The sequence below is a fragment of the Bradyrhizobium sp. 62 genome, from assembly GCF_023073035.1.
GTDB lineage: Bacteria > Pseudomonadota > Alphaproteobacteria > Rhizobiales > Xanthobacteraceae > Bradyrhizobium.
In genome coordinates this window covers 745,673-754,426 of record NZ_JADPIT010000032.1, presented here as the reverse complement: position 1 = coordinate 754,426, position 8,754 = coordinate 745,673, and the positions used below count along the sequence as shown (strand labels likewise).

7 protein-coding genes are annotated in these 8,754 nt (G+C 61.0%); 1 reads left to right on the top strand and 6 read right to left on the bottom strand.

The window, feature by feature from the left end; all coding sequences use genetic code 11:
• The 5 genes from IVB47_RS32920 to IVB47_RS32900 all read right to left on the bottom strand — a co-directional run.
• Positions 1–877 (bottom strand): magnesium transporter CorA family protein (locus IVB47_RS32920; RefSeq protein ID WP_247467696.1); only part of this gene is annotated, 877 nt, incomplete at its 3' end.
• A 156-nt stretch (positions 878–1,033) separates the two neighbouring features.
• Complete coding sequence (locus tag IVB47_RS32915; RefSeq protein WP_247467694.1) at positions 1,034–2,653, bottom strand: methyl-accepting chemotaxis protein; 1,620 nt, start codon at positions 2,651–2,653, stop codon at positions 1,034–1,036.
• A 65-nt stretch (positions 2,654–2,718) separates the two neighbouring features.
• Positions 2,719–3,039, bottom strand: a complete 321-nt coding sequence (locus IVB47_RS32910; protein WP_027569212.1) for a plastocyanin/azurin family copper-binding protein — start codon at positions 3,037–3,039, stop codon at positions 2,719–2,721.
• Positions 3,040–3,056: 17 nt separating this feature from the next.
• Positions 3,057–4,142 (bottom strand): cytochrome c peroxidase, encoded by a 1,086-nt coding sequence (locus tag IVB47_RS32905; RefSeq protein WP_247467691.1) that lies wholly within the window; start codon positions 4,140–4,142, stop codon positions 3,057–3,059.
• A gap of 453 nt (positions 4,143–4,595) precedes the next feature.
• Positions 4,596–5,246: a response regulator gene (locus IVB47_RS32900; protein ID WP_247467688.1), complete on the bottom strand. Its 651-nt coding sequence runs from the start codon at positions 5,244–5,246 to the stop codon at positions 4,596–4,598.
• A 137-nt stretch (positions 5,247–5,383) separates the two neighbouring features.
• Between IVB47_RS32900 and IVB47_RS32895 the strand changes: the two genes are divergently transcribed.
• A complete protein-coding gene (locus IVB47_RS32895; protein WP_247433125.1) occupies positions 5,384–6,337 on the top strand; it encodes a helix-turn-helix domain-containing protein in 954 nt (317 codons plus the stop codon).
• A 377-nt stretch (positions 6,338–6,714) separates the two neighbouring features.
• Here the strand turns inward: IVB47_RS32895 and IVB47_RS32890 are convergent, their stop codons facing one another.
• Positions 6,715–8,391, bottom strand: coding sequence for a methyl-accepting chemotaxis protein (locus tag IVB47_RS32890; protein WP_247467685.1), 1,677 nt, complete (start codon positions 8,389–8,391; stop codon positions 6,715–6,717).
• Between the last annotated feature and the right edge of the window lie 363 nt (positions 8,392–8,754).

Sequence of the window (8,754 nt, the reverse complement as noted above, 5' to 3'; positions counted from 1 at the left end):
GCTCCGGCATGTGCTTGAAGTTCATGCCCCAGATGCCGACCAGAATCGTGGGAGGCACGCCGACGACCGAGACGATCGTCAGGATCTTGAACAGCTCGTTCTGCTGGATGTTGATGAAGCCGAGCACGGCATCGAGCAGAAGCTGGATCTTGTCCGACAATCGCGTCTCGTAGTCGCCGAGCGAAACGACGTCCTTCGAGACGGCCTCGAGGCGCTTCTTCGACGCGGGCGTGATCCATTCACCCCCGACATCGCCGGCAAACGAGGCGACGCGGCCGACGCCAAGCAGGACATCGCGCGCCTTGGCGAGCCGATCGGCCAACTCACCGATGTTCTCCAGCGCCTCGCGCATCCTGCGGCTGGAGCGAACCGGCCGCTTCGAGCGAACGAGCCCGCCCTTGAACACGCCCCGCGAGAGCCTGTCGACCTTTGCGCCAAGATGCTCAAGGACATCGGCGCCGCGATCGACCATGGCCTCGACCAGGCTGGTGAACACGCACATGCCGTTCTCCAGGCTGTCATCGGAACCGATACGCTTGCCGATGTCGTCGAAGATCGGCAGCTGCGCGAAGCGCACCGTCACCAGCACGCGCGGGCCGATGACGAAACCCACCGGCGTGATCTCGGCCTCGTTGTCCTCGTTGAGCCGAACCGCCGGCGAGCTGAGATAGAGCGTGCCGTTGTCGAGGATCAGGCGGCTCGACGCTTCGATCTCGCTGAGCGAATCCTCGGACGGAACGCGTATCCCGAGCAATCGTTCGACGAACTGCTTTTCTTCTGCGGTCGCGTCCAAAAGATCAGCCCAGATGATCTCGGACGGCATCTGCGCGCCGATCTTCTGCCAGTCGTCGGACGGCCACCTGTACAGCTTGAGCAAGGAACCGAACTCCGTACGTCGTCACGCCGGATGGTTCATTGGGCTACCATCCACCGGGCTAACGTCTGACGGTTCCAAACGTTCAGTGCCTTTGCCGCGCGGACCCGAGCTGAAGAGCTGGCCGCGATCGCCAACTGAAATCTACGCAAGGACCGCTCAAGCCGCCACGTTGGCGAGGAAGCGATCCACCGACGAGCGCAGCTGTGCCGCCTGGCTGGACAGATCGTGGGCGGTTGCCAGAACCATGTCGGCGGAACGGTTGGCATTATCCGTAGCTTCGGCCGTTCCGGCAATGCTTCGGGCAACCTGGGCCGTACCGGTGGCGGCCTGACCGATACTTCTGGAGATCTCTCCCGCCGCCGCATTCTGCTGACTGACAGCCGCGGCGATCCGGCCTGTGAAACTGTCGATGTCGCCAATGATCAAGGCGATCGCTCCAACGTTGTCGACTGCCTGCCGTGTCGCCAACTGCACCTCGTTGATTTGCGACGAAATCTCCTCGGTTGCCTTCGCAGTCTGGGTTGCAAGCGCCTTGACCTCCGACGCGACGACGGCAAAGCCCCGACCCGCCTCGCCGGCCCGCGCGGCCTCGATGGTGGCGTTGAGCGCAAGCAGGTTGGTCTGCCCGGCAATGGTCCGGATGAAACCGACCACTTCGTCGATCTGCTGTGCCGCGCTTGCAAGCCTGCCGATGGTCTGGTTGGCGGACTCCGCCATACCGGAGGCGCGCTGGACGATTGTGGAGGCGTCGGCCAGCTGAGAGCTAATGGCCTGCACGGATTGACCGAGTTCGCTCGCGGCGCTCGCAACGGTCTGGACGTTGCTGGACGTTTGCTTGGCAGTCGAAGCCGCCTCGCTCGAACGTGTGCCAGCGACGCGCGCCGTCTCGGCCAGGTTCTGCGCCGTGTCCGTCAACTCCCCGGTCATGCGGTCGGTGTGGCTGAGCACGGAGCTGAAGGCGGCGCGGAACGCATCGATCTCGGCCTCCACACGTTGCCGGCGGCCGATCTGCGCGGCGCTGCTCTGATCTTTGGCGGCGATCAAGGCCAAGTCCTCATCGGCGCGGGCTTTCAGGCTGGATTGCATCACGGCCAGAGACTTCAGGAGCCGACCAAGCTCGTCGCGACGACGGACGGATATATCGTCCATGAAGTTGCCGGCTGCCACGCGTTCAGCGATCCGGACTGCGGCCGAAATCGGCCGGCTCATCGAGTAAGTGAAGGCGAGCGCGATGACGAGTCCGATCAGCGCCGTCCCGACCGCCACTGACACCATCGTGGTGCGGGCCGAATTGACCGCTGCTTCCGCCTCCGTGCGATATTCATAGCCGTAAGCCGCGACAAGCTCGACGAGATCGTCGATCGACGTCATCAACCGGTCGCCCTGTTGCGCGAGCAGGAAGCTGGTCGGAATCTCCGTTGTACCGCCGGCGGACGACTTGAGAATCTTCAGCGCGCCGCTGGACCACTCCTTGAGCTGGCCCTCGACCTTCTCGCGGACATTCGTGACATTCGGCGATGAGGTGCGTTCGCGCACGACTTTCAGATCTTCGAAGCTGCTGCGCACCAGATCCTCGAACTTCTTGACATGTTCGCCCGAGCTGCCCGCGAGCAGGTTTCGCTGGAGCACGAGGCGGGCCTCATGCAGCGCCGCGTGGGCGGCCCGCGCATGGTTGATCCCCATCAGCGGCCCGTCATAGAGACGGATCACCAGATCGCCGGAATTGCCGATGGCGCGTATGCCGTAGAACGCGATCCCGCAGGCCAGCAGGATCACGACACTGAAGGCACCGAATATCTTGTAGCGTATCGACATCATCAATCTCCGGCGCCACGTGGTCGTTAGTCAGTTACCTTGACCATCATCTTCATGCGCGGATGGATGGCGCAGATTACCAGGACCTCGCCGGCATCCTTGAAGCTGACGTCCGTCGAGGTGCCGGGCGCCTGCGATCCGAGGTTGAATTCGTTGCCCTTGCTGGCCGACATGATGTTGTGGGGCACCGTGTCATCGTTCAGAAACGTGACGGCGGCGCCCTTCTTGACCGAGATGTTCTCGGCCGAGAAGACGCGCCCCTGCTGGTGGATGACTTCGGTGGCCGCATAGGCGCCTACCGAAAGCCCGCTGACGATGACGCAAGTGAACAGAGCAAGTGCACGCATGGGGTATCCTTTTAAATTTAGCGCGGCAGGACCGGCACGGCCGTCGGGGCGAGTTCGCTGGTCAATGTCTTGAGGAACGCAACGAGATCGGCCTTCTCCTGCGCTGTCAGTTCGAGAGGGCGCATGAGATCCGAGCGGCTAGGTCGATCGATACCCGCGTGATCGTAGTGCTCGATGACCTCTTCGAGCGTTGCGAGCGAGCCGTCGTGCATGAAGGGGCTGCGGCGGCTGATCTCGCGAAGGCCTGGGGTTTTGAAGGCGTGCTTCATCTTGATGACACCGGGAAGGTACTCGCCACGGCCGACGTCGCTGCTCGGCAGCCCGATATCCTGAAAACCTTCATTGGTGAAGTTCCAGCCTTCGTGACACGCTGCGCACTGCGCCTTGCCGTTGAACACGGCAAAGCCCCGCTTGGCATCTTCCGAGATCGCCTTCTCGTCGCCCTCGATCCAGCCGTCGAACGGCGCCCGTTCGGAGACGACGGTACGCTCATAGGTCGCGATCGCCTGGCCCAGCGTCTTGGCCTTGATTCCCTCGCCCGGGAAGGCGGCCTCGAACATCGGCTTATATTCGGGAATGCCGGAAAGCCGCTGCATGAGCTCGTCGAGCTTCATGTTCATTTCGCCGGGGGACTGGATCGGGCCGAGCGCCTGCTCCTCCAGTGTCGGAAGACGGCCATCCCACATGAAGATGGCGCTCCAGGCCGCGTTGACGATGGTCGGTGAATGACGCCCGAGCTTCGCCATGCCGTGGCCGACGCCGACCGCCAGCCCGTCGCCCCAGCCGAACCCGGGGCTGTGGCAGCTCGCGCAGGACTGCGCCGATGTCACCGAGAGGCGGGTGTCGAAATACAGCTTCTTGCCGAGCACGGCTTTCTCGGGCGTGTACGGATTTTCTTTCGGGAACGGGATTGTCGAGGGTCTGCGATACAGGGCCTTGAGGGCGTCGAGCCCGCCCGGCGCCTTCTGTGTGATCTCGACCTTGCGGCTTTCACCGATGACGGCTGCGCCGAAACCGATCGTGCTGAAGCCGATAGCGCCAATACCGGCCGATGCGACTGCGGCGGCGAAGATGGTATAACGTGAGGAGCCGAACATCGGCATGCAATGTCCCTCGAGAGGGTGTCATTCGCGACACTGGAAAACCTTCGAGGCAATGCACCGCCCTTCTGGCGTGATGAAAATAGAGGCAGATCGTTAAAATAAAATGTTGGCGCCAGCAGATCGGCATGTATTTTCGGCAAACCAGCAAATACAAATTGCAGGAAAAAGCGGCAACAACCGTCATGATACCGAAGTTGTAGGGTAGGCCGTCTGAGTTGGAACCATGTCAATACGGAGTATTTAGCCTTTCCCGGTGCGTGCGCCTCCGCGCGCGCGAACCGGGAAACAGTGGCAATTGAATTGCGGCGCAAGAGCAATCCGCGGCCAAGAATGGGATAGCCGGACGACTTGGCGATCATGCTTGAGCAGCGATCCTGTTCAGGGCTCGACTTGGTACAGGGTGCCAGAGACCGCGGCTCGACATGCCTGCCGATGGTACAGTCGAAATTGTCTTCACGTGCCGGAACGCTTCGCCGTAATCGCAAGGCGCACCAGCTCGGCGGGATTTTTCGCGCCGACCTTCTGCATGATATTGACCCGATGGCTCTCGATGGTGCGTGGGCTCAGATCCATGCGGTCTGCGATCTCCTTGGTCGACCTCCCGCCGATCAGCTCGGACAGAACTTCCCGCTCGCGAACCGTGAGCGGCGGCCGTCCGGGGAAATGAAACACAGGCCCCGAGCTCCTGGACTCCCCAGGTTTCAGAGCTGCCGCAACCCGCGCAACGAGGTCGTTGCCCCGAAATGGCTTCTCGATGAAATCAAAGGCGCCCTGCTTGATCGCGCGGACAGCCGTTACGACGTCGCTGCAACCGGACATCATGATGATGGGCCGATCAAAACCTCGGTTCCGGAGTTCCCTCAGGATTTCCAACCCCGAAGTGTCATTCAGAACGACGTCGACGAGAACGCAAGAAGGATTGGAATCGAGGCACAACGCAATGAATGACTTCGGATCGTTGCAGCCGATCACATCGAACCCCGCCCTGGTGAGCACGAGCGAGACCGTCTGCCAGACCGCGGGTTCGTCATCCAGCACCAGAACAGGTCCGGCAGGCACTTGAACGGAAGGACTACCCGTACAATTACGTCTCGCGCGATTCATATGCTGTATGCCAAAAGGTCAGTGCTGATGCTCGCCGAATCGAGCGAGGCTTTGCATCGACGCTTAAACAGGCGCGGTTCATCCGCTCGGCTTGTTGGGTCCAATCCATCGGCCAACGGGGAATTGGGAGGAGATTTATGGAGGTCGCATTCTCCACCGCAGACGTGCATCCGCGGGACCGTTTCGACTATTGGCAAGCTGCCACGCGCGAGCGGATCGCCGACCACGACTCCTCGATTTCCTCTCGCGACGGTTTCAACGCAGAGCTGTCGGTCGGACGCGTTGGGTCGCTGGGCCTGGTTAGATCACGTAACTCCGAGATTCAGGTCGCTTCCACAAACCGGCATGCGGCCCGCTCGGACCCCAGCGAAGTCCTGTTATTCTGTTTGCTCGCTGGTCGAATCCTGCTGGAACAAAGCGATCGCAGGGTGTCCTTGGACGCAGGCTCACTCGCGTGTGTGGACCCGCGGCTCGCCCACACGATGCACTTTCTCGATCAGTCGTCCACGCTCATCATCAAAGTTCCGCGAACGGAACTTGAAGCAAGGCTCGGTAAGAACTTCGATATTGCGGCTTGCCGCATCGCTCCGTTGGGTCCGCAGGAGCGCCTAACCCTATTCTTTGCAGCCAAGCTGGAACAGCTGAGCGGTACACTCGATAGGACAAGCGAGGAAACCATCTCGACGCAGGCAATCGACTTGATTGCGCTCTCCCTCGGGAACGCGGTCGATAGACCAACGCAACTTCCGGCAAGCAAATCACGCCTTGTCTGGCACATTCACCGCGCCATCGACGCGAGATTGCAGAATACCGACCTCACGCCGGAGCGAATCGCCGAACGTGTCGGAATTAGCGTTCGCCAAGCCAACAGATTGCTCGGAACGCAGGGCAGCTCACTCATGCGGCTCGTCCAAACCAAGCGACTGGCTCGATGCCGCCACGCGCTGGAAGACCCGAGACAAATACACCGTTCAGTCAGTGACATCGCTCTCGGCTGGGGATTTTCGGACCTGACCCACTTCAGCCGATCATTCAAAAGAGCTTATGGAATTTTGCCCAGCGACCTCCGAAAGCTCAAAGAAAGCCGGTGAAAGCGGCCCCTTCGTTTCGGCCACGGCTTGGCGCGCGACGTATCGGCGAACGTCGCAGAGCTGCTTCTCCAACAGCACCAGCTCCTCGAGGGCAGCTTTCAGCTCCCTCTGAAGCCGCCGAAAGCGCATGCGATAGCCGTGCCGCTTCGCACCGTTCAACGCTTCGATGGTCGATTCCAGTTCGGCGAAGCACTGTGCAAATTTTGCCCTCTTTCCCTGGTCTCCTTGCTTTGCGCAATGAGATCGGCTGCGATGAGACGCTGTTTCAACACAGGCTCGCTAAGGTGCAAGGTTGTGACGTTCGACATCTTGGACAATCGATACTGGAGAGAACGGGATGGCGCCTGGCGTTCACCAGGCGCCCGTTGCTTTTCAGATCAGGCGGCGCGTACGGTGGAGAGGAACCGCTGTACCTGAGCTTTCAGCCTGTTGCTGTCGGAGGACAGTGATTGCGCCGAGGACAGCACCTGGCTGGACGCCCCGCCCGTCTCCGTCGCCCCCCTCTGAACGTCGACGATGTTGGAGGAAACCTGCTGAGTGCCCTGGGACGCCTGCTGGACATTGCGCGCGATCTCCTGAGTGGCGGCGCCCTGTTCCTCCACCGCTGCCGCAATGGTCGACGAAATTTCAGAAAGTCGTTCGATCGTACCGCTGATACTTTTGATCGCCGTGACGGATTCCTGCGTTGCGGCCTGAATGCTGGTGATCTGCTGTCCGATGTCGCCGGTTGCCCGCGCGGTCTGCTCGGCCAACGCCTTCACCTCGGAGGCAACCACTGCAAAGCCGCGGCCCGCATCGCCGGCCCGCGCTGCCTCGATCGTTGCATTCAGCGCCAGCAGGTTGGTCTGTCCGGCGATCGTGTTGATGAGCTCAACCACGTCGCCAATGCGGGTCGAGGCCCGCGACAGCTCGCTGACCTGGTTCATTGTGTTGCGGGCCTGGCCGACGGCTTCGCCAGCCATCCGCGCCGATTCCTGAACCTGCCGGCCGATTTCGTTGACCGACGTCGACAGTTCTTCCGTTGCGCTCGCAACCGACTGGACGTTGGCAGAAGCCTGCTCGGACGCGGCGGCAACGGTCGTGGTGACCTCCTGAGCACGTGTCGCGGAATGGGTCAACGTGTTGGCTGAGGCTTCCAGCTCGGTAGAAGCGGACGCCACGGCGTCCACGATCTCGCCGACAGCGTGCTCGAACTCGTTGGCAAGCTTCTCCATTTCCAGCTTGCGACGCCTTGCTTCCGCCTGCTCGTTGGCCTTTTGCTCATCCTCCATCCGGCGCACGCGCAGGCCGTTCTCCCTGAAAACGAGGAGTGCCTTGGCCATGTCGCCGATTTCGTCGTTGCGCGTCGTATATACGACTTCGGTGTCGAGGTTCCCGTCGGCGATAGTCCGCATCGTGCCGTTCAGCCGCTGGAGCGGCGAAGTCACCCGCATCAACACAAAGCATGCAGCGACGAGACCCATCAAGAGTGCGACGCCCCCGACCGTGAACGTCACCAGTTTTGCGAGCGAATAGCTGCCGCGTGCCTCTGAAACGGCCTCAGCGGCACCCTTCTCATTGAATTCGACAACGGCGTCGATGGCGTTCTGCGCCTCACTGAACGCTGCACTCCCCAAGCCATTGTAGTCGCTTATCGCCTTGGCCGGATCACTCGCGGCCAGCATCAGGATGCGATCCTGCTCATTCTTATAGAAACCTGACTTTTGCTGGAACTTATCCCAAAGCGCCCTTTCCTGAGGCGATACGATGGTAGCCTCATAGACCTTCCCGGCCTTCTCGGCATTAGCCATATATTGCGAGAGCTGCCCTTCTGTAGTTCTGCGCTGCAACGGGTCGGTGGTCACGATCAGGCGGCTGCCGGCGACCCGGCCGCGTGTCGACCAATACTTGACGTCACCCAGCGCTTTCGTCGCAGGCAACCAATTGGTGGCAAGGTCTTCCGCATTCGCATTTAGCGCTGCCGCGCGGGAAAGTGCCATCCATGCCTGCGCCATTAGAAGGAGCACAAGGAGGGAAACGATTCCAAGTAGGCAAATTTTAACACTCAGGCGCATGTTTGCTCCCGCAAGCAAAGGGTTAATAAAACGCCCTGCATCCTTGTTCGAGTTGGTTGACGAAAGCTAACCGATGACCATCGTGTGACTACGGGATTGCCGCAGCAGATGCCGGGCGGCGCGTTCAACTGCGGCGCTCCGGCTCAGACTGACGTGAGACGGACGGTCTGTTGTGAGTCAGCGGGAAAGAAGCGAGAGACGCTGCTTGGAAGACCAAGGTTGGTTTTGGTCTGCCTGGCCACGAGGTCTTGGCGATGACGCGCCTGCAAGGTTTGCTCGCAATCGAGACGGCCGGTCAGATCTTCACCTCGTCCGGGCAGACTTGGCATGTGGTGGCGACGGCGGCCGACGAGTTCTGCGATT